Origin of the sequence: Chitinasiproducens palmae, from assembly GCF_900095735.1 — a bacterium.
Taxonomy (GTDB): domain Bacteria; phylum Pseudomonadota; class Gammaproteobacteria; order Burkholderiales; family Burkholderiaceae; genus Chitinasiproducens; species Chitinasiproducens palmae.
In genome coordinates this window covers 209,140-228,673 of the sequence record NZ_FNLO01000007.1, presented here as the reverse complement: position 1 = coordinate 228,673, position 19,534 = coordinate 209,140, and the positions used below count along the sequence as shown (strand labels likewise).

The following is a 19,534-nucleotide window of genomic DNA, read 5'->3' as shown; positions in this document are numbered from 1 at the left end:
CATGATTGCGACCTTTCCGTCCCGCCACGCGCTGGCGCTGGTGTCCGCGACGCTCCTGCTGGGTGCCTGCGCGGCGCCCGGCTACTACGACCAGTATGGCGGCCCGATCCCGAACGGTGTCGTACTGAGCCGCTTGCCGCCCGGCGCGGCGGCGCCGGCGGCGGACGTGCAGCCAGTGCCCGCGCCGCAAGTCGTGAGCACGCCGCAGGCGACCGCCGAAGCGCTGCGGCAACCGCAGCGCTACGCGCCGTTCCCGCCGGAAGGCAACGCGCCCGCCTACGCACCGGGGACCGCGGCGCAGCCCGCGCAACCCTACGGCTATCCACCAGCCGCGACGCCATCCGCGCAGCCGTATTACGCGCCGCCGGGCACCGCCCCGACGCCCGGCACCGCCGTGCCGGCCCGGCCCTATTCCGGGCCGCTGACGCCTACCGAGAAGCAGCGCTACGACCAGATCGACCAGCAAGTGCTGCGCGAGCAGGATCGCGCGATGCGTGATGAGGAAATCGCGCGGACCGTGGTCGTCGCGCCAGCGCCGGTCTATCCGGTGGCTTATCCCGGCTGGTACGGCCCCGCGTGGGGCGGCCCTGTATGGGCGGCACCCGCCTGGGGACCGAGTTGGGGAGGTTGGTATGGCGGCGGCGGTTGGGGACGACGCGGCGGCTGGAGCGTCGGCTACGGCTTCGGATGGTGATCCGAAACGGAGCGGAGGGCCGAGACACGCCGGCCCTGCCGGCGTCGGCACGCCGCGCACGTCGGGCTGACGAACACGCCCGACGTGCGCGGTGAGGATCGGCGAACTTGCCGGCGTCGCGCCGCCATGTCCGTCCCTGCACCGGTCCCTACACCGGCTCCTGCGCCGGTCCCTGCGCCCGTCCACCACGCGAATGTGCACACAGGCGACGGTGTCCTGCCGGCTGCGGGGGCAGACGTCACCGAAGCGGCGGTCAGGAATCCGCGGCACGGCATCGGCGGAGAAACGACAAGGGGCGAGCGGCAAAGCGACCATAACGAATCGCAGCTCTGTGCCGCGGCAGCAGAGCGTTATCGGACGACGGGTCGAGTGCGCCGCGCTGCCACGTCTCGACGCGCTTCCGCTACTTCTCGGTTCCTCGGTTCGTCGATTTGCCGGCGTCTCGGCTTCCCAGCTTCCCGGCTTCCCGGCGTCTCGGCTTCCCAGCTTCCCGGCTTCTCGGCTTCTCGGCTTCTCGGCTTCTCGGCTTCTCGGCTTCTCGGCTTCTCGGCTTCTCGGCTTCCCGGCTTCTCGGCTTCCCGGCTTCTCGGCTCCGCACTTTGACCGCTTCACCGCTGGATGCCCCGTCGGCCTGACGCCTTCACCGCTTCACCGCTTCATTAGCGACGGCTTCGCGGCCGGATGGATTCTTCGCTCGACAGCTTGACGGGTGACGGCTTGACGGCTTGACGGCTTGACGGCTTGACGGCTTGACGGCTTGACGGCTTGACGGCTTGCAAGAATGTCACCGCTTCGACCGGGCCACTGCATGGCCGGTTGCACGGTGCTCGACCGCTGGCGCCCGTGGGCGGCTCGTCTGACTCAAAGGACACTGCCAACGCGCCCACGGATCGCTGGTGACGGTGACGGGTACAGACTCAACCGGTTCCAAGGGCGAAATGCCACCGCCCGACAACTGTCGAAGTGACAAGTTGGAAAACCTTCAGTATATAAACAGATGAGGCCGTGAGAACGATCTTCAGCGGGTCTGGCCGTCTGACGAATCGGAAGCGTTGCCATCGCGCCGCGCATCACAGAGAGTCCTCTGGAAATACCGCGTGCCTTCGCCAGCAGTCTTCGAGCACCAGTCCTTGCACACCGATCCTCAAGCGCTGAATCTCGATCACTCAGAGGCGTTCGCCCATCCACGACAGCTCGACGGGCGTCCGCGACGCGCTGCACGCAGCGACGCCCGACCGTTCAGTGCCGATGCGATTCGCGACGAGCCCGGCCACGCGCGGGCGGTTCGGGCACCACCGACAACGGCGCGCTCGAGACCGTCCCGCGTGTCGAACCGCTGACCGCGGGGCCCGGCGCGCTCGGTGCCGCTTGCGAGGGTTTCACGAACTGCACAAAGACTTCGTCGTTCTTGACCATGCCCAACTCGAAGCGCGCCCGCTCCTCGATGGCCGCGGTACCAGTCTGCAGATCCTCGACTTCGCCAGCCAGCCGATCGTTGCGTGCCTTGCTCTCGTTGTTCTTGCGCTGTTGGTCGATGAGCTGCTGCTCCAGGTCGTGCACGCTCAGCCAGCCGCCGTTCCCCCACCACAGCGGGTACTGGACGAGCGCCAGCAAGGCGATCAGGACAAGAGTGACAACGCGCATAGTGTTCGATTCGGGACGGCCGATGACAGTCGGCGCCGGGACGCATTGCGCGTCCCGGCGCCGATCTCGTCGAGGCGACGCGCCGCCTTACTTCAGATTGTAGAAAGCGGAGCGGCCCGGGTAGCTGGCGATGTCGCCGAGGTCTTCCTCGATGCGCAGCAACTGGTTGTACTTCGCGATACGGTCGCTGCGCGACAGCGAACCGGTCTTGATCTGCAGCGCGTTGAGGCCAACGGCGATGTCGGCGATCGTCGAATCCTCGGTTTCGCCCGACCGGTGCGACACGACAGCCGTGTACCCGGCGCGCTTGGCCATCTCGATGGCCGCGAAGGTTTCGGTCAGGGTGCCGATCTGGTTGATCTTGATCAGGATCGAGTTGGCGATACCCTGGTCGATGCCTTCCTTCAGGATCTTCGTGTTGGTCACGAACAAGTCGTCACCGACCAGTTGGACCTTGTTCTTCAGGCGATCGGTCAGGGTCTTCCAGCCCGCCCAATCGTTTTCCGACATGCCGTCCTCGATCGACACGATCGGGAATTTGTCGGCCAGCGTCGCCAGGTAGTCGGTGAACTCGCCAGACGTCAGTTGCAGGTTCTCGCCGCTCAGGTGGTACTTGCCATCGCGATAGAACTCGGTCGACGCACAGTCGAGCGCAATCAGCACGTCCTCGCTCGGACGGTAGCCCGCCTTCTCGATGGCCTGCAGAACCGTCGTCAGACATTCGTCGTTGCTGGCGAAGTTCGGCGCGAAACCGCCTTCGTCACCGACGGCCGTGCTCATGCCGCGGTCCGCGAGAATCTTCTTCAGTGCATGGAAGATCTCGGCGCCGCAACGCAGCGCTTCACGGAAGCTGGTCTGGCCGACCGGCACGACCATGAATTCCTGGATGTCCAGGCTGTTGTTGGCGTGCGCACCGCCATTGACGATGTTCATCATCGGCACCGGCATCTGCATCGCGCCCGAACCGCCGAAATAGCGGTACAGCGGCAGACCGGCTTCCTCGGCGGCTGCCTTCGCGACGGCCATCGACACCGCCAGCATCGCGTTCGCGCCCAGCCGGACCTTGTTGTCGGTGCCGTCGAGATCGATCAGCGTGCGGTCCAGGAACGCCTGTTCGGCGGCATCCAGGCCCATGATCGCTTCGGAGATTTCGGTGTTCACGTGCTCGACGGCGGTCAACACGCCCTTGCCGCTGTAGCGGGTCTGGTCGCCGTCACGCACTTCGATCGCCTCGCGCGAACCCGTCGACGCGCCCGAGGGCACGGCCGCCCGGCCCATCACGCCGGACTCCAGCAGCACGTCGCACTCGACGGTCGGGTTGCCGCGCGAATCCAGGATTTCGCGCCCGATGATATCTACGATTGCACTCATTCTCTTTCCTCTCAATGGCTAAACCGTTCACACCGGCATGGCGTTGGCCCTGCATCCGGCGTCATTCTTCCGCTTCGCTACGCATGGCGGCCGGTCGTCACGGGCGATGTCTCCTCCCGACCGGCGCCGTGCGCCGTGCCCGCCTCACGCCGAAAAATCGTCTTCCAGGAAAGGCGTGCGCTTGACCGTCTCGTCGAGCGTTTTCAACGTCTCGAGCAACGCGCGCATGCGACGCAGCGGCACCGCATTCGGACCGTCGGACAGGGCCTTGGCCGGATCCGGATGGGTCTCCATGAACAGGCCCGCGACGCCCACCGCAACGGCGGCGCGCGCCAGCACCGGGACGAATTCCCGCTGACCGCCCGACGCCGTACCCTGCCCGCCCGGCAACTGCACCGAATGCGTCGCGTCGAAGACCACCGGCGCCGCAGTTTCGCGCATGATGGCCAACGAGCGCATGTCGGAAACGAGGTTGTTGTACCCGAACGACGCACCGCGCTCGCAGGCGAGGAAGCGATCGTCGTCCAACCCTGCCTCGCGCGCCGCGTGACGGGCCTTGTCGATCACGTTCTTCATGTCGTGCGGCGCCAGGAACTGCCCCTTCTTGATGTTCACCGGCTTGCCGGAACGCGCGCAAGCATGGATGAAATCGGTCTGTCGGCACAGGAAGGCAGGCGTCTGCAGCACGTCGACCACGGAAGCAACCGGCTCGACCTCCGCCTCGCTGTGCACGTCGGTCAGGACCGGCACGCCCAGCTGCCGCCGAACTTCGTCCAGCGCGCGCAGGCCGCTCTCCATGCCGTGACCGCGGAACGAGGTGCCCGAGCTGCGGTTGGCCTTGTCGTACGACGACTTGTAGATGAACGGAATCTGCAGCGCGCTGCACATTTCCTTGAGCTGACCGGCGACATCGATCGCCATCTGCTGCGATTCGAGCACGCAGGTGCCGGCGATCAGGAAGAACGGCCGGTCGAGCCCGACCTCGAAGTCACACAGCTTCATGCGTCCGCCTCGGCAACCGGCACGTCGCTGCGCGCATGCTTGCGCTCGCGCGCCGCCTCGACGAACGACGAGAACAGCGGATGGCCGTCGCGCGGCGTGGACGTGAATTCCGGGTGAAACTGCACGCCGACGAACCACGGATGCATCGCGGCCGGCAGTTCCATCATCTCGGGCAGCGACTCGGTCGGCGTGCGGGCGCTGATCACCAGCCCCTTTTCCTCCAGTTGCGGCACGAAGTGGTTGTTCACTTCGTAGCGATGGCGATGCCGTTCGTTGACCGTCTCGCCATAGATGCGCGCCGCGCGCGTGTCGGGCTTGACCGGGCAGCGCTGCGAGCCCAGGCGCATCGTGCCGCCAAGGTCGGACTCGCCGGTGCGTTGCTCGACCTTGCCTTCCCGGTCATACCACTCGGTGATCAGCGCGACCACCGGCGACTCGGTCAGCGGGTCGAACTCCGTGCTGTTGGCCTTGCCCAGCCCGGCGACGTGCCGCGCGAATTCGATTACCGCCAGTTGCATGCCGAGGCAGATGCCGAGGTAAGGCACCTTCCGCTCGCGCGCATAGCGAATCGCCGCGATCTTGCCTTCGGTACCGCGCCGGCCAAAGCCGCCCGGCACCAGAATCGCGTCGAGGTGCGCGAGCACGTCCGTGCCGGCCGCTTCGATCTGCTCGGAGTCGATATATTCGATCGACACCTTGGTCGAGGTGTGGATCGACGCGTGGCGCAATGCCTCGATCAGCGATTTGTACGACTCGGTCAGGTCGACGTACTTGCCGACCATGCCGATCGTCACCTGGTCCTTCGGCGATTCCAGTGCGGTGACAAGGCCCGCCCACATCGACAGATCGGCCGCCTTGGCCTTGTCATGCAGTTGCAGTTCGTTGCAGATGATCTCGTCAAGACCCTGATCGTTCAACATCTGCGGTATCTTGTAGATGCTGTCGACGTCCCACATCGAAATCACGGCGTCCGACGGCACGTTCGAGAACATCGAGATCTTCGCGCGCTCGTCGTCGGGAATCCGACGGTCGGCACGGCACAGCAGTGCATCCGGGAAGATGCCGATCTCGCGCAGCTTCTGGACGCTATGCTGCGTCGGCTTGGTCTTCAGCTCGCCGGCCGTCGCGATGTACGGCACCAGCGTGAGATGGACGAAGCATGCCTGATTGCGACCGAGCCGCAGGCTCATCTGGCGCGCCGCTTCCAGGAATGGCAACGATTCGATGTCACCGACCGTGCCGCCGATCTCAACGATCGCGACGTCGGGCTCGCCGCAGGTCGCCATCTGGGCGCCGCGTTCGAGGAAGGCCTGAATTTCGTTGGTGATGTGCGGAATCACCTGAACCGTCTTGCCCAGGTACTCGCCGCGACGCTCCTTGCGGATCACCGACTCGTAGATCTGGCCCGTGGTGAAGTTGTTCGCCCGGCGCATCTTCGTGCTGATGAAGCGCTCGTAGTGGCCCAGGTCGAGATCGGTTTCAGCGCCATCCTCGGTAACGAAGACCTCCCCGTGCTGGAAAGGGCTCATCGTACCGGGGTCGACGTTGATGTACGGGTCCAGCTTGAGAAGGGTGACTTTGAGGCCGCGCGATTCGAGAATCGCGGCCAGTGACGCAGCGGCAATGCCCTTTCCTAGCGAGGAAACGACGCCGCCCGTGACGAAGACATATTTGGTCATCGCAGGATTGCTCGCGGGAAAGCCGGATTATACCTGAGGCGAGCCGATCGACCGAGCCGGGAATGCGCGCGAACATGCCGATTCCGGTCGCGACGGCGCCCGCCGCGTGCGGTATGGCGTGCGGTATGGCGTGCGGTATGGCGTGCGGTACGGCGTGCGGTACGGCGTGCGGTACGGCGTGCGGTACGGCGTGCGGTACGGCGGTCAGATTCGCCTGTCGCGCGGCGCGCCGCGCGACAGGCGGCCGGCGGCCGGCGGCCTCAACGGTCACGGTGACATCTCACGCTCCGCCGGCCAGTCCGGCATCCAGTAGCGGCGTTGCGCCTCCCGGAAGCGTTCGCTGCGCAACTCGCCGCCACGCGTCTCGAAGTGGATCATCCCATCCCGGTCGGTACGATGCAGGCGCGCGCCATGGCGAGCGTAGCGCGCAGTGACGGTGCGGTGCGGATGCCCGAAGCGATTGCGGTAGCCGACCTGGCACACGACCTCGCTGGCGCCAAGGGCGCGCACCCAGGGCAGCGTCGACGACGTCCGACTGCCATGATGCGGCGCGAACGCCACGTCCGCCCGCAGGCCTGGCAGTGTATCGCGTCCACTGTCCTCGAAACGGTTCGGTCCCGCCGCGGCGTCGAGATTCACCGCCGCACCGCGCACCGCCGGCGTGGGAGGACCGGCCGGCGCGCGGGCAGCAGGCACCCGGCGCGGCACGCGCCGCGACGCCCCGCGGGCATGATAGGCGAGCAGCCGCGCCTCCTGCGCGGCCTCGATGTCACCCGACAACAACGCGACGTGCCGACCATTGTCGACGCGCAGCACGCAACTCGACGCGTTCGCGCCGCCGCTGCCGCTGCCACTTTCGGGACGGGGCGGCCAGAGCACCTCGAAACGCACGCCGTCCCAGGTCCACCGCTGCCCGCGCACGCAGAAGGTGTTGGCGCCGCCGGCCGCCGCCATCGCCAGGCGCGCGGCATGGGTGCGCGGCAGGGAGCCGGACAGCACCCGGATCGGCACCGCGCGAATCACGCTCAGCGCGCCGCCCGTGTGATCGACATGGACATGACTGAGCATCAGCATGTCGAGGCGCGCAACCGCGCAAGCCCGCAGGTGCGGGACGATGACCCGTTCGCCGATGTCGGACTCGCCATGGGGTGGCCCAGTGTCAAACAGCAGCCGATGCGACGCGGTTTCGACCAGCACACCGCCGCCCTGGCCCACATCGTAGGCGGTCACACGGTATTCACCTTCCGCCACACGTCCCCAGGCGGCGGCGCCTGCCATCACGCAGATCGGCAGCCCGCAGCATGCCGCAATTGGCAAGCGCAAACGATCGGCACGACGCCACCGCATCCACGGTAATACCATCGCGGCAAACGCCAGTGCCGTGGCGACCGGGCCGGTCGGCGGCAAGGTTACCGAGGCAAGCGGCACGCTGGTCAGCGCCGCAAGGAAATAAAGCAGTCCATCGCTCAGGTGTGCCGCCGCCCGATAGCAGAAGTGATCAAACGGCGGCGGCATCAAGACACCGATCATCGCGACCGGAAGCAGAAGGAAACTCACCCATGGTATAGCGAGTGCGTTCGCGGCCGGGCTGATCAGGGAGACCTGCGAAAACCAGTCCGCGGTCAGCGGCACCAGTGCAAGCGTGACGGCCATCTGGACGCGGGTCGCCGCGCGCACCGATTGCCACCGCGCGCGCCAGCCGCCCACGTCGCGCGGCCCCATCGGTGGCCCGCCCGCGCGGCTGGCGGCATCGCTGCCCGGCGGACGAGGCGAGGTCGCCAGGAGAATGGCAGCAACCGCACAGAACGATAGCCAGAAGCCAGCGGACAGGATTGCCGACGGGTCAGCCGCCAGGACCAGAAGCAAGGCCCAACAAAGCGTCACGGTCGCCCGGGTCCGGCGGCGCAGTGTCCAGGTCACCAGCGCAACCGTGGTCATCCAGCCGGCCCGCAGCGCCGGGACCCCGAAACCCGACAGCGCCACCACGAAGCACGCGCCGATCGCGGCAATCGGCGCCGCGATCAGTTGCGCGGGCACGAACAGCGCCAAGGGCCGACCACGCCAGATCGCGCATCGCCACAGGACGCTGGCCAGCCACGCCACGCCGCCGGCGACGATGCCGACGTGCAACCCGGAGATCGCAAGCAGATGGCTGGTTCCGGTTTGCGCCAACCACGCGCGTACCGAAGACGGCAAGCCGCGCTGGTCGCCGATCGTCAATGCCGTCAGTACCGGCATGCGGCTGCGCGCGACGATTCCATCGCTCACCTGCGTGTCGCTCGAACGGCGTTCAGGCAACCGGGTCAGGCGTGACCGCGACGCGTCTGCTTCATCCGCTTCATGCCCCTCAACCGAACGGTCCGAACGGTCCAAACGGTCCGATTGAGCCGATCGAGCCGATTGAGCCGCGTCCGCGGGCTCGCCCCGGCTGCCCCGGCTGTTCCATTCGGCCCGCGTGCCGACGCGCGTCGATGCGGTGGCGCGTGGCGCCTTGACGCCGACACTCGCCTCGATATCCATCCTCAACCGCTGCCGCAGGCGGTCGATGCGGTCCCGCCAGCCGAGCGACGCGTCGGCCGGTTCGGCCAGTCGTGCCGCGCCGCGGTCGGTCTGGACATGGCCGGTGGCGTCGATGCCGCGCTGCAGTGCCCACGCCTCAAAGTCGAAGCCGTGCGCGTTCGCCGTGCCGTAGGGCCGCTGCAAGCGAACCGGCAGCCGCCACCGCTGACCCGGCCTGAGTGCCGGCAAGGCACGGCCGTCACCCGCGAAACGGCGCCACGACAGGCTCACCCGGCGCGGCCCCACAGCGCACAGGGCGGAAGCGACGCGGCCGAGACCTCTGCAATGATCGACTTCGAGCAGGAAGGACACCGCGTCGGGCCCGGTTCTCGGCAGTCCCACGATCCGGCCCGTCAGCGCGAGCGTCCTCCCTTCCAGCGCCACCGGCAACCGCGTCGATAGCCGCGCGTGGGCATCCAGGCCCGCATGCGCAACGCCCAGCGCCGACGCACACGCCAGGCCAACTGTCCGGACCACAGCGGCCGTCAGCGGAAACCGCGATCGACCGATGAAGCGATCGGCGGCGCAGCGTCCTCGACCGCGAAAGCGCGTACGCCAATGCCTGAGCGAATGTCCGAGCCTATGCCGCAGGCAATGCCGGCGCCGACGATTGAGGCGATGACTGCGCCGATGACTGCGCCAATAACTGCGCCGATGAGTGAGCCGATGACTGGGCCGATCTGCCCGCCGATGTCCTGATGCCCGCTCGCGCGAAGGCGGCGCGCGTTCCGACACGGCAACCGGCGGCAGCGACATCGAGCCTGCCGGCGCGGCAGCAAAGAGATGCAGGCAGACGAAAATGCCGAACAGCGCGATGGAGATGCCGATCGCGGCCAGCCGCAACAGCCATAAACTCGCTTCGGGCGGCAATGCGGGGCGATGCTGCAACCAGCACACGCCCAGCGCAAACGCGATCGCCCAACTCCGCATGCCCGCCCTCTCGCAATCGGTGGCCGGGCCGGCGCCCGACTTTTACCGCGCAGTATCGAGCAGCGTCGCGAGGCGAGGAAGTATGTCGATCGTATTGGCCGTCATCGCTTGCGCGAAGTCGGCGACGTCGATGCCGCGTAGTGCGGCGAGGTGCGCCCCGATGGCGGGAATCTGATCGGGCGTATTGCGCTGCTTGTAAAGCCAGGCCGGCGCAATGTCGGGGGCGTCGGTCTCGACCACCAGCGCGTCGAGCGGCAACGCGCCGGCTAGGCGACGTATCTGCCGGGCGCGCTCGAAGGTCGACGCGCCGCCAAAGCCGAGCTTGAAGTCGAGCGCGAGATAGGCGTCGGCCTGTTGGCGACTGCCATTGAACGCATGGGCGATGCCGCGGCGTACGCCGAAGCGGCGCAAGCCCGCCGCAACCTGATCCTGCGCGCGCCGGACATGGCAGATCACCGGCAGGTCGAAGTCGCGGGCCATCTTCAACTGCTCGGCGAACACGTGGCGCTGACGCGCGTCGTCGAGCGTCGTGACGAAATAGTCCAGGCCGATCTCGCCGATGCCGACGAAGCGTGGATCGTCGAGTGCCTGCGCGACGGCCGCGCGCAAGGCCAGCAGATCGGCATCGTCGGCGCCGCCGGTGAAGAGCGGATGAATGCCAAGCGCGTAGGCATTGCCCGTGGCATGCGCAAGCGCCCGCACGGTTTCGAAATTGCTGCGTGCGACGGCCGGGATCACGATGCAGGCGACGCCCGCCGCGCGCGCCGCGGCAGCCACCGACGCGCGATCCGCGTCGAACTCACCGGCGTCGAGATGGCAATGACTGTCGATCCACATGTGTCGAATCCTCCCGATGCGCGCCGCTTATCGTTCCCGACTTGCCGTTCGCGGCTTATTGCTGGCGCCTTACTTCTGACGGTTCATTGCTGACGGCTTGTCGCCGGCGGCTCCTCAGTCGCCGAGCCGTTGCCGCTCTGGAAGCATGTCGGCGCCGGGCGGCGCGGCCTGGCGCTGCCTATGGTGACCGGCCGCGACCGGTGGCTAGCGAAGGCTACCGGTGGCGCCCGGCAGCCTGAAGCAACTCGAAGCGACCTCGAAACCCCTTGCGCCGCGTGCTCGCGGCATCGATCGGCACGCCGGAGCAACCGTAAAACGGGCGGCGGCGCGGGCGCGCACCCGCCGCTGAACCCCGCCCGCATGCGCCCGGCCCGTCGACCGTTCGGCAGCGGCCGAGCCGCTGCTGCCGCGCCCGTCCTCAGGCGCCCGCGCCGCTCAACGCCGCATCGACCAGGCGACCGTCCAGCAGGCGCAAGGCACGGTCGCAGCGCGCCGCCAGTCCGGTGTCGTGCGTCACCAACACGAAACTGGTCGAGAGCGTCCGCGACAGTTCCAACATCAGGTCGAACACACCGTCCGCGGTATGAACATCCAGGTTGCCGGTCGGCTCGTCCGCCAGCACGCACGCCGGCTCGCCCACCAACGCGCGCGCGATCGCCACGCGCTGGCGTTCGCCGCCGGACAGCGCGCCGGGCCGGTGCTTCGCACGCGAGCCCAGGCCGACGCGCTCCAGCATGGCCATCGCCCGCTCGCGCGCGTCCGCCTCGGACAGCCGTCGAATGCGCAGTGGCATCGCGACATTGTCCAACGCGGTGAACTCGCCGAGCAGATGGTGGAACTGGTACACGAAGCCCAACTTCTGGTTGCGCATCACGTTGCGCTCGTGCTCGCCAAGCTGCGTGTAAGGCCGCCCCTGCAGCGACACCGTGCCAGCAGACGGCTCGTCGAGTCCGCCCAGCACGTGCAGCAAGGTACTCTTGCCGCTGCCGGACGCGCCGACAATCGCCACTTTCTCGCCGGGCATCACCCGCAGCGATGCGCCGTCGAGGACGGTCACCCGGGTGCGCCCCTGTTCGAATACCTTGCTCAGGTCATCGGCAGCCAGGACCGGAGTCATGTCATTCATAGCGCAGCGCCTCGGCAGGCTTGACGCGCGCGGCGCGCCAGCTCGGATACAGGGTAGCCAGCGCCGACAGGCCGAAGGCAATCAGGCCGATGCGGGTCACGTCGGCAACTTCCAGATCCGACGGCAACTCGCTGATGAAGTAGATGCTCGGCGGCAGGAACTGCACCTGGAACAGCCGCTCGATCATTGGCACGACGACCGGAATGTTCAGCGCGATCACGCTGCCCAGGATGACGCCAAGCGAAGTGCCGATGAAACCGACGGTGACGCCCTGCACGAAGAAGATCTTCATGATCGAGCGCGGCTGTGCCCCGAGCGTGCGCAGGATCGCGATGTCGGCCTGCTTGTCGGTCACGGTCATCACGAGCGACGACACCAGATTGAACGCGGCCACCGCGATGATCAGCGTCAGGATGATGAACATCATCCGTTTCTCGATCTGCACGGCCGAGAACCAATTCCGGTTCTGCTTGGTCCAGTCGCGGATGTAGAGGTCGCCGGACAGGCTGCGCGACAGCGCATACGCCACCTGCGGCGCGCGCTGCATGTCCGCCAGGCGAATGCGGATGCCGCTCGGCGCCTCCAGCGACAGCAAGGTCTGCGCGTCCTGGATGTTGATGACCGCGAGCGCGCTGTCGTATTCAAAGTGCCCCGACTCGAACACGCCGACCACCGTGAAGCGCTTCTGGCGCGGCAGCATGCCCGCCGGCGTCATCCGGCCCTGCGGCACCAGCAACATCACTGTGTCGCCAGCGGTGACCCCCACCGCCGAGGCCAGCGCGGCACCCAGCACGATGCCGAAGCTGCCGGGCTTCAGGTCGCTCATGTTACCGACGCGCATCTCCTTGCCGATGTCGGAAACCTGCGGTTCGAGCGTCGGGTCGACGCCGCGCAGCATCACGCCGGACATCGTGGTGCCCCGATTCAGCAGGGCCTGTGCATCGACATAAGGAGCGACGCCGCGCACCTCGGGGTTGCGGCGCGCTTCCTGCGCGGTCAAATGCCAATCCGGCATCGAACCGCTCGGCGAGAACACCTCGACGTGCGCCAGCACCGACAGCATGCGGTCACGCACTTCCTTCTGGAATCCGTTCATCACCGACAGCACGACGATCAGGGCGGCGACGCCAAGGGCGATGCCGGCCATCGAGACCATCGCGATGAACGAAATGAAGCCGTTGCCGCTGGTGCGCTTGCCGGCGCGGGTGTAGCGCCAGCCGATCTGCCATTCGTAAGGTAGTTTCAAGCGAGAGGTTCCTGCGTTGCGGCCACTGGTCGGCCCGTCAAGCTGGCGCTCGCGCCAGCCGGCGCGCATCCGCATGCGCGCCTGCTCGTGTCGTGTTGCTGTCTATTGCGGCGGCGCCCATGTGCCACCGCCGCCGTGCCCGTGTCCAGCCGCATGCCGGCCTCGTCGTGCGAACCATCGCAAGCCGTCACGCACCATCGACGACCATTCGGCGTCGGCCGCAGCGGACATTCGGTAACCGGCAAGTTTGCCATACAATGCCCGACATCATGCGCCTACCGCCGCTTCACCTGTTGCTGCCCGCGTCGCTGCCGGACGACCCGTCCCTTTGGCAGGGCCTCGACCTCCCCGCGCTTGCGCGCCTGTTCGCGCGCGCGCCGCGCATCGACGTGGTACGCGGTGAGGACTTCCAGCGCGCCACGGGGCACGAACGCTGGCTGGCCGAGCGCCATGGGCTGGACGGCGCCGAGGCGGCGCCCCTGGCGCCCTTCATGCTGCTCGGGGACGGCGGCGAGCCGGCGCTCGGCGAAGCCTGGCTCTGCGTGGAGCCGGTGCATGTCGAAGTGACGCGCGACCACCTGCGCCTGCACGGCCCGCATGCAATCGCCCTGGGCGCGCCCGAGGCGGACGCACTGCGCGAGGCCGCCGACGCCTCGTTCACCGAGCGAGGCCTGCGGCTGCTGGCGCCGACGCCGTGGCGCTGGTACGCCGCCGCGCGGACGCAAGGTGTCGGCGCGGCGGCGCCCGGCCCGTTCGCTGCCGCGTCGCCAGCGAAGGCAAGCGGCCGCAGCGTCGACCTGTGGCTGCCGCAGCCGGCCGCGCCGGCCGGCGATGCATCCGCCGCCGACGAGGCCCGCAAGACGGCGCGGCGCTGGCTGGCGCTGCAGAACGAAATCCAGATGGTCTGGCACGACCATCCGGTCAACGACCGCCGCGCCCCGCCGATCAACTCGGTCTGGCTGCACGGCTATGGCCGGTACAGCCAACCCAGCCGCCGCTACGCACGCGTGTATGCCGCAGCGCCGGCAACGCGCGGGCTGGCGCTGGCTTCCGGCGCCGACGCCGCCGATCCGCCACGCGACTATACGTCGCTGCTGGCGCAGGCAGACGCAGTGCCTGCCAGTACCGACGGCGCGCCCTGGCTGATCGAGTACGATGCGCCGCTGGCCGCGACCCTGGCCGAGGATGCGCATGGCTGGCGCGAGGCGATGAAGGCGGCGGAGCGGGAATGGTTTGCCCCGATCCTGGCGGCGCTCGCCGATGGCACACTGCCGGAAGTCACGTTGATCCTCACCGGCGACGTCGAGTCGCGAACCGTGCGGGTTGGCCGAGGCGATCTGCGACGCTTCTGGCGCCGGCGCCCATTGGCGTTGGCAGTCGGCAACGATTCGCGCGCACGCACGCTGCCCTCGTGAGCGCCCCCCGGCCGCGGGCCGCGCGATGGCGTGACAGTGCGGTCGTGGACATCGGCACCGAACACGGCGGCCTTGATACGCTTGATGCGCTCCTTGCCGCCCACGCACCCGACGCACCCATACCCATCGCGACGCCACGCCTGCTCCTACCCCCACTGCAACGCCCGCGCCGACGCCGCAGCAGCAGCGGCGTCCGGGCCCGAATCGATCACGCATGACACAACTCTTTGTTCGTCCGTTCGCCGATGACACCCTGCGCAGCCTGAGCGAGAGCGGCCTGCACCCGGTGCTTGCGCGGCTCTATGCGTCACGTGGCGTGCGGCATCCGGACGAGATCGACGTTTCACTGCCGCGGCTGCTCCACCCGTCGGGCCTGCGCGGCATCGAAGCGGCAGCCGGCGTGCTGGCCGATGCGATCGCCGCCGGCAAGCGGCTGCTGGTCGTGGCGGACTACGATTGCGACGGCGCCACGGCCTGCGCGGTGGCCGTGCGTGGCCTGCGCATGTTCGGCGCCAACGTCGACTACCTCGTCCCGAACCGCTTCGAGTACGGCTACGGCCTCACGCCCGAAATCGTCGCGCTGGCCGCCACGCGCCATCCGGACCTGCTGGTCACGGTGGACAACGGCATCGCCAGCGTCGACGGCGTAGCGGCCGCGCGGGCCGCCGGCATCGACGTCGTGGTCACCGATCACCATCTGCCTGGCGCGACGCTGCCGGCGGCCCGGGCCATCGTCAACCCGAACCAGCCGGGCTGCGACTTCGCCAGCAAGCATCTCGCCGGGGTCGGCGTGATGTTCTACGTACTGCTTGCGCTGCGGGCCTGTCTACGCGAACGGGGCGCGCTCGACCCGGCCGCGCAGCCGCGCCTGGTGGAACTGCTGGATCTGGTCGCACTCGGCACGGTGGCGGACGTCGTGCGGCTGGACGGCAACAACCGCGTGCTGGTCGCGCAGGGCTTGCAACGGATGCGGCGCGGCCGGATGCATCCTGGCGTCGCCGCCCTGTTCAACGTGGCGGGGCGCGATGCGCGCCGCGCCAGCGCGTTCGACCTCGGTTTCGCACTCGGGCCGAGGTTGAACGCGGCCGGCCGCCTGGCGGACATGTCGCTGGGCATCGAGTGCCTGCTCAGCGACGACTACGCGCGCGCGTTGGAGATCGCCAGCGAACTGGACGGCATGAACCGCGAGCGCCGTTCGATCGAAGCAGGCATGCAGGTCGAGGCCTTGGCCGGACTGGGCGAGCTCGCGCCGGGCCAGACCACCATCGCGATGTTCAACGACAGCTGGCACCAGGGCGTGATCGGCATCGTCGCGTCGCGGCTGAAGGAACGCTTCCATCGCCCGACCATCACATTTGCGCCCGGCGACGGCGATGGCGACTGGATCAAGGGTTCGGGCCGCTCGATTGCCGGCTTCCACCTGCGCGACGCACTGGACTTGGTATCGAAACGTCACCCCGATCTGCTGGCCAAGTTCGGCGGCCATGCGATGGCGGCCGGCATGACACTGCGCCGCTCTGAGTTGCCGCGCTTCGTCGACGCCTTCGAGACGGTGGGTCGGGAATGGCTCGACGAGCGCGCGTTGACGCGCGTCGTCGAGACCGACGGACCGTTGGACGACGATTGCTTCGCGGTCGGCTTCGCGACGCTGCTCGACGACGGCATCTGGGGCCAGGGCTTTCCGCCACCGGTGTTCTCGCAGCCCTTCGACGTGCATGCGCAGCGCCTGGTGAAGGATCGGCACCTGAAGTTGACGGTCGGCGTCGGGGCGCAGCGGCTCGACGCAATCTGGTTCAACCGTGTCGAGTTCCTTCCCGAACGCTGCGAAATCGCCTATCGCCTGGCACGCGACAGCTACAACGGGCGTGAACGCGTGCAGTTGATTGTCGAACATGCGCAGCCCTGCGCCGATTGAAGTGGGTCCGGGCGCGCCGTTCCGCTATAATTTCGGGTTTCGTCAAGCACACTAAGGGGACCCCCCTCATGGAAGCCGAACGCGTCAATGCGATCGCAGCCCGCCTCGCCGACCTTGCCCAGCGCACGGTCGAGCTACGGGGGTATCTTTGACTACGACGACAAGTCGAGTCGTCTGAAGGAAGTCAATCTGGCGCTGGAAAATCCGTCGGTCTGGGACGATGCGAAAGCCGCCCAGGCGCTTGGACGCGAAAAGAAATCGCTCGAAGACGTGGTGCTCACGCTCGGCGAGATCGACGACGGCCTCCGTGACACGTCCGAACTGTTCGACCTCGCGCGCGAGGAAGGCGACGAGGATACGCTGGTCGCCTGCGAGACCGATGCGGCGGCGCTGGAAGAGCGCGTCGCCAAGGTCGAGTTCCGCCGGATGTTCAGCAACCCGGTCGACCCGAACAATGCGTTCATCGACATCCAGGCCGGCGCCGGCGGCACCGAGGCTTGCGATTGGGCCGCGATGCTGTTGCGCCAGTACCTGCGCTATTGCGAACGCAAGGGCTTCAAGACCGAGGTGCTCGAAGAGACCGAGGGTGACGTCGCCGGCATCAAGAACGCATCGATCAAGGTCGAGGGCGAGTACGCGTACGGCTTCCTGCGCACCGAGACCGGCATCCACCGGCTGGTGCGCAAGTCGCCGTTCGACTCGTCGGGCGGCCGGCATACGTCGTTCTCGTCAGTGTTCGTCTACCCCGAGGTCGACGATTCGATCGAGGTCGACATCAACCCGGCCGACCTGCGGATCGACACTTACCGGGCGTCGGGCGCTGGCGGTCAGCACATCAACAAGACCGACTCGGCCGTGCGGATCACGCACATGCCATCGGGCATCGTCGTGCAGTGCCAGAACGACCGATCGCAGCACCGCAACCGCGCAGAGGCGATGGCGATGCTCAAGTCACGCCTGTTCGAAGCTGAACTGCGACGCCGGCAGGCCGAGCAGGACAAGCTGGAATCAAGCAAGACCGATGTAGGCTGGGGCCACCAGATCCGTTCCTACGTGCTCGACCAGAGCCGGATCAAGGATCTACGGACCAGCTTCGAAGCCAGCAACACCCGCGCAGTGCTCGACGGCGACCTGGACGACTTCATCGCCGCGAGCCTGAAACAAGGCGTGTGACACACCGTGGCGGCTGCATGACCGACGGCTGCGTCGGCCTGCAGCCGCCACGGCGCGCAGGCAATGCGCGACCGCAGTCGCAGCGGCAACGGCAACGGCGTCGAGGGCCGCTTCGAGCTGCCGAGCGGCCGCAAGGTCGGGCGGCATGGCCGCGCGCGTTGTTGCCGCTGTCGTAACCGCCGGCGTTGCGCTGCCTTCGCTGCTGTTCCTGTCGCTGGCTTTGCCGCTGCTTTTGCGGTCCCGGCCGCAGGGCGCGATATGCGTCCGACCGCCCCTGACCGCCCTTGACCGCCCTTAATCGCCCTTGACCGCCCCCGTTCTTTTCGACCGCTTCACTGCCCTCCGGGCTCACCTTTTCCGATCATGACCGAAGCCACGTCCGCGCAGACGGCGCCTGAAACCGACGATAACGCAATCATCGCGGAGCGCCGCGAGAAACTGCAGGCGCTGCGCAGCGCCGGCGTCGCCTATCCGAACGACTTCGAACGCACGCACCGTGTCGCGGCGCTGCGCGAGGCGCATGAGCAGAGCGACAAGGACGCGTTGGAGGCACTCGCAATGCCCGTCGCCGTCGCCGGCCGCATGATGCTCAAGCGCATCATGGGCAAGGCCAGCTTCGCGACGATCCAGGACGACGGCAGCCAGATCCAGCTGTTCGTGACGCCCGCCGATGTCGGCGCCGAAGCCTACGACGCCTTCAAGAAGTGGGATCTGGGCGACATCGTGGCGGCAACCGGCGTGCTGTTTCGCACCAACAAGGGCGAGCTGTCGGTGCGCTGCACGGGCCTGCGGCTGCTGGCAAAGTCGCTGCGCCCGCTGCCCGACAAGTTCCACGGGCTCGCCGATCAGGAAACGCGCTACCGTCAGCGCTACGTCGACCTGATCGTCAACGGCGAGTCGCGCGACACCTTCCTGGCTCGCACCCGCGCAATCGCGGCCGTGCGTCGCCACATGGCGGACGCCGGCTTCCTGGAAGTCGAGACGCCGATGCTCCATCCGATTCCTGGCGGCGCGTCCGCACGTCCGTTCGTCACGCACCATAACGCGCTCGATGCGGAGATGTACCTGCGCATCGCGCCGGAGCTGTACCTGAAGCGCCTGATCGTCGGCGGCTTCGATCGCGTGTTCGAAATCAATCGCAATTTCCGGAATGAGGGCGTGTCGCCGCGTCACAACCCGGAATTCACGATGATGGAGTTCTACGCCGCATACACCGACTATCGCTGGCTGATGGACTTCACCGAATCGCTGATCCGCAAGGTGGCCACGGACGCGCGCGGCACTGCCACGCTCAGCTACGGCGGGCGGGAACTCGACCTGTCGCAGCCGTTCGCGCGGCTGACGATCGTTGCAGCGATCCGCCGCCACGCGCCGCAGTACAGCGAGTCGCAGCTGCAGGATGCAGCGTTCCTGCGTCAGGAACTGAAGCAGACCTACCGCGTCGCTACCGATCAAGCGCCGTTGGCCGGCGCCGGCCTGGGCGCGCTGCAGCTTGCGCTGTTCGAGGAGACGGCCGAGGCGCAATTGTGGGAACCGACGTTCATCATCGACTATCCGGCCGAGGTGTCGCCACTGGCCCGCGCGTCGGACGGAGACGCGTCGATCACCGAACGCTTCGAATTGTTCATTACCGGCCGCGAGATCGCGAACGGCTTCTCGGAGCTGAACGACCCGGAAGACCAGGCGGCCCGTTTCCGCAAGCAGGTCGAACAGAAGGATGCGGGCGATGCCGAGGCGATGTACTACGACGCCGACTACATCCGCGCGCTGGAATACGGCATGCCGCCGACCGGCGGCTGTGGCATCGGCATCGATCGCCTGATCATGCTGCTGACGGACAGCCCTGCGATCCGCGACGTGCTGCTGTTCCCGCACCTGCGCCGGGAGGACTGACCCGCCCGGCCGGTCGGCGAGCATCGGGACCGGTTCGCTCGGTTCGCTCG

13 protein-coding genes are annotated in these 19,534 nt (G+C 67.6%); 5 read left to right on the top strand and 8 right to left on the bottom strand.

The window, feature by feature from the left end; genetic code table 11:
- Position 1 precedes the first annotated feature (1 nt).
- Entirely contained in the window at positions 2 to 694 is a 693-nt protein-coding gene (locus BLU54_RS23325) for a hypothetical protein (RefSeq protein ID WP_139169693.1), read from the top strand.
- A gap of 1,239 nt (positions 695 to 1,933) precedes the next feature.
- Here the strand turns inward: BLU54_RS23325 and ftsB are convergent.
- The 8 genes from ftsB to BLU54_RS13355 form a co-directional block, all read right to left on the bottom strand.
- The gene (gene ftsB / locus BLU54_RS13390) at positions 1,934 to 2,338 is read right to left on the bottom strand and encodes a cell division protein FtsB (RefSeq protein ID WP_091909125.1); all 405 of its coding nucleotides are present in this window, start codon (positions 2,336 to 2,338) and stop codon (positions 1,934 to 1,936) included.
- Positions 2,339 to 2,425: 87 nt separating this feature from the next.
- Positions 2,426 to 3,709: a phosphopyruvate hydratase gene (eno, locus tag BLU54_RS13385; protein ID WP_091909122.1), complete on the bottom strand. Its 1,284-nt coding sequence runs from the start codon at positions 3,707 to 3,709 to the stop codon at positions 2,426 to 2,428.
- A 144-nt stretch (positions 3,710 to 3,853) separates the two neighbouring features.
- Positions 3,854 to 4,711, bottom strand: coding sequence for a 3-deoxy-8-phosphooctulonate synthase (kdsA, locus tag BLU54_RS13380; protein WP_091909119.1), 858 nt, complete (start codon positions 4,709 to 4,711; stop codon positions 3,854 to 3,856).
- Entirely contained in the window at positions 4,708 to 6,390 is a 1,683-nt protein-coding gene (locus BLU54_RS13375) for a CTP synthase (RefSeq protein ID WP_091909116.1), read from the bottom strand. Before BLU54_RS13375 ends, kdsA begins: the two co-directional genes overlap by 4 nt.
- 267 nt (positions 6,391 to 6,657) lie before the next feature.
- A complete protein-coding gene (locus BLU54_RS13370; protein WP_170845149.1) occupies positions 6,658 to 9,426 on the bottom strand; it encodes a DNA internalization-related competence protein ComEC/Rec2 in 2,769 nt (922 codons plus the stop codon).
- A 495-nt stretch (positions 9,427 to 9,921) separates the two neighbouring features.
- Positions 9,922 to 10,716 (bottom strand): TatD family hydrolase, encoded by a 795-nt coding sequence (locus tag BLU54_RS13365; RefSeq protein WP_091909109.1) that lies wholly within the window; start codon positions 10,714 to 10,716, stop codon positions 9,922 to 9,924.
- 418 nt (positions 10,717 to 11,134) lie between these two features.
- A complete protein-coding gene (locus BLU54_RS13360; RefSeq protein ID WP_091909106.1) occupies positions 11,135 to 11,842 on the bottom strand; it encodes an ABC transporter ATP-binding protein in 708 nt (235 codons plus the stop codon).
- Positions 11,835 to 13,088: a lipoprotein-releasing ABC transporter permease subunit gene (locus BLU54_RS13355; protein WP_091909252.1), complete on the bottom strand. Its 1,254-nt coding sequence runs from the start codon at positions 13,086 to 13,088 to the stop codon at positions 11,835 to 11,837. Before BLU54_RS13355 ends, BLU54_RS13360 begins: the two co-directional genes overlap by 8 nt.
- Positions 13,089 to 13,357: 269 nt before the next feature.
- Between BLU54_RS13355 and BLU54_RS13350 the strand changes: the two genes are divergently transcribed.
- From BLU54_RS13350 to lysS, 4 genes are all read left to right on the top strand, one after another.
- A complete protein-coding gene (locus BLU54_RS13350; RefSeq protein WP_235837950.1) occupies positions 13,358 to 14,503 on the top strand; it encodes a regulator in 1,146 nt (381 codons plus the stop codon).
- Between the two features lie 214 nt (positions 14,504 to 14,717).
- Entirely contained in the window at positions 14,718 to 16,418 is a 1,701-nt protein-coding gene (gene recJ / locus BLU54_RS13345) for a single-stranded-DNA-specific exonuclease RecJ (RefSeq protein ID WP_091909100.1), read from the top strand.
- A gap of 68 nt (positions 16,419 to 16,486) precedes the next feature.
- Positions 16,487 to 17,591, top strand: a protein-coding gene (gene prfB, locus BLU54_RS13340; protein WP_139169692.1) for a peptide chain release factor 2 whose coding sequence is annotated in 2 segments (ribosomal slippage) — positions 16,487 to 16,567 and positions 16,569 to 17,591 — 1,104 coding nt in all. Because the reading frame shifts where the segments join, the coding sequence is not laid out codon by codon here.
- A 363-nt stretch (positions 17,592 to 17,954) separates the two neighbouring features.
- Positions 17,955 to 19,484 (top strand): lysine--tRNA ligase, encoded by a 1,530-nt coding sequence (gene lysS / locus BLU54_RS13335; RefSeq protein ID WP_091909097.1) that lies wholly within the window; start codon positions 17,955 to 17,957, stop codon positions 19,482 to 19,484.
- Positions 19,485 to 19,534: the final 50 nt, after the last annotated feature.

Excerpts from the sequence above, each read along its gene's own strand:
- ftsB (WP_091909125.1), bottom strand. The coding sequence starts at position 2,338 with ATGCGCGTTGTCACTCTTGTCCTGATCGCCTTGCTGGCGCTCGTCCAG.
- BLU54_RS13360 (WP_091909106.1), bottom strand. The coding sequence starts at position 11,842 with ATGAATGACATGACTCCGGTCCTGGCTGCCGATGACCTGAGCAAGGTA.
- BLU54_RS13375 (WP_091909116.1), bottom strand. The coding sequence starts at position 6,390 with ATGACCAAATATGTCTTCGTCACGGGCGGCGTCGTTTCCTCGCTAGGA.
- recJ (WP_091909100.1), top strand. The coding sequence starts at position 14,718 with ATGACACAACTCTTTGTTCGTCCGTTCGCCGATGACACCCTGCGCAGC.
- BLU54_RS13350 (WP_235837950.1), top strand. The coding sequence starts at position 13,358 with ATGCGCCTACCGCCGCTTCACCTGTTGCTGCCCGCGTCGCTGCCGGAC.
- BLU54_RS23325 (WP_139169693.1), top strand. The coding sequence starts at position 2 with ATGATTGCGACCTTTCCGTCCCGCCACGCGCTGGCGCTGGTGTCCGCG.
- BLU54_RS13365 (WP_091909109.1), bottom strand. The coding sequence starts at position 10,716 with ATGTGGATCGACAGTCATTGCCATCTCGACGCCGGTGAGTTCGACGCG.
- eno (WP_091909122.1), bottom strand. The coding sequence starts at position 3,709 with ATGAGTGCAATCGTAGATATCATCGGGCGCGAAATCCTGGATTCGCGC.
- lysS (WP_091909097.1), top strand. The coding sequence starts at position 17,955 with ATGACCGAAGCCACGTCCGCGCAGACGGCGCCTGAAACCGACGATAAC.
- kdsA (WP_091909119.1), bottom strand. The coding sequence starts at position 4,711 with ATGAAGCTGTGTGACTTCGAGGTCGGGCTCGACCGGCCGTTCTTCCTG.